The sequence below is a fragment of the Candidatus Kurthia intestinigallinarum genome (genome assembly GCF_003991225.1).
Lineage (GTDB): Bacteria > Bacillota > Bacilli > Bacillales_A > Planococcaceae > Kurthia > Kurthia populi.
On sequence record NZ_JTFC01000141.1, the window covers coordinates 1 to 1660 of the forward strand.

A 1660-nucleotide genomic window follows, 5' to 3' on the forward strand; every position below is an offset into this window, starting at 1 on the left:
GTTTCAAAAACAATATCTAACTTTCTTTTTAATATTCCAAGAAGGAAAGCACCTTCACCAGAACTATTTTCTAAATATCGACTACTAATTTTAGATGCGTCTAATGGAATTAAATCCAACATATCATCAACTAACCAATCAGGTGTTAAAACTTCGCCATGATCGACCACACGATTTTTTGATTTTATTTGTTTATTTTCCATAATTAAGCACCTTATTCTTATTATAATTTGAGAAGGATCTAAAATAGTTGGGTTTTACGAATTATTTTAAAACAGTGTCTAAAGTGAGATGAATTCTTCGTAATTTTTAGCAATGAAAAGTTTAATACTTGCCTCTACATTTGCTTCGATTAATTGATTGAATTGTTGCAGCTCGAATAAACGTAAGTTTTTAAGAAATGGCTGTAACTTATTCTGTTTTAATAATTTTAAGACCAATTCAACCTTTGCTTGTTTTTTACCGGATATTTCCTTGTATGAAGGACATGTCAGGATAATCCCAACTATACCTAAAAAGATATCGATAAATTCAATGCCTATCTCTTCACCTTTGCTACGATAACCACACTCTGTAATGACAAAGTTTTCTCCACGATATAATGAATGTATATTTAAAGCTTCTTTTAACATTGAATCCAGATTTCGTGAATGATATTCAGAAGATTCCTCAATCAAAATTTTTGCCTGTACATCATTGTGTACACCATAACCTCTAACTAAACCATAGCAAATACGCTCAGGGAGTTTTGTATAAATAGTTTTATCTACAATAGTTTTTTTAGGTTTATATATGTCTTTAAAAACATTTTGAGCTTGCGAATTTAGAACAGAACTAGCATATCGAATCATATTGAAGTTCATGTATTCAGCTAAAGGAAGTGCTTGTTCAAATAACTGTTCAATGCCTTTAGCAATTTTTGAATCTCCACCATATTTCGTCCAATGAAATGAAAATTCTTGATTTAATGCATGGAAAGTATTAAAGTTTGGATGCATATATATGTTAAGTGGAATTGAAAGTGCACCCATTAATTGAATGGGATCGCTACTGTTTTTACCGCTTTCATCAAAGCAAATAAGTAAATTTGTAGTTGCTTGTTCATGTATAGGTTGCATTGAATTACACCTCCGTTCTTGACAAAATGTATATTTTTTTGACATAATGGGAATATAAATTAATAAAGAAACGTTTAACTCGTGTCGCTTGGTACACGCGTTAGCGTATCAGATAAAGAGAGCTCGTGTCGCTTGGTACACGCGTTCTCTTTTTTGTTTTATTATTTCTCCTCATGAAACGCTTCAACCATAAATTCAAACTGACGCTGCTGGCGATCCGTTAGCTCGTTCTTCACATAACTATCAATCAGTTTCTGCAAAATCACATACGTTTTCCCCTCATCCATGAAAGAGCCTAGCAAGTTGATTTCACTGTGAATGACAGTTGGTACTTTTAAGCTTTTTGTGCTGTTGGCTTTCCCAACGCCAAGCTTTTTACGTGGCTGAGCTGGTTCAATTTTTGTTACCTCTTTTTCAACGACCACAGGAGTAGGTGCTTCAACAGCTACTATCTGCTCGTCCTGTTTTGTAGGAGCTGAGTAACCGAAGTCCATATCATTTTTCTTCACGGGAATAGAAGGCTGCATGATTGTCGGCTTTTT

The 1660-nt window shown here is 33.7% G+C and carries 2 protein-coding genes and 1 pseudogene; all 3 read right to left on the bottom strand.

Translation table 11 applies throughout. The annotated features are described in order from the left end of the window. A pseudogene (locus QI30_RS19225) lies at window positions 1-203 on the bottom strand (hypothetical protein); the annotation flags it as partial. Between the two features lie 78 nt (window positions 204-281). Then, window positions 282-1118, bottom strand: a complete 837-nt coding sequence (locus QI30_RS19230) for a hypothetical protein (RefSeq protein ID WP_126992104.1) — start codon at window positions 1116-1118, stop codon at window positions 282-284. 161 nt (window positions 1119-1279) lie between these two features. Next, window positions 1280-1660: hypothetical protein (locus QI30_RS20680; protein WP_158621095.1), on the bottom strand; the 381-nt coding region annotated here is incomplete at its 5' end.

Coding starts and splice junctions, on each gene's coding strand:
- QI30_RS19230 (WP_126992104.1), bottom strand. CDS start 1,118: ATGCAACCTATACATGAACAAGCAACTACAAATTTACTTATTTGCTTT.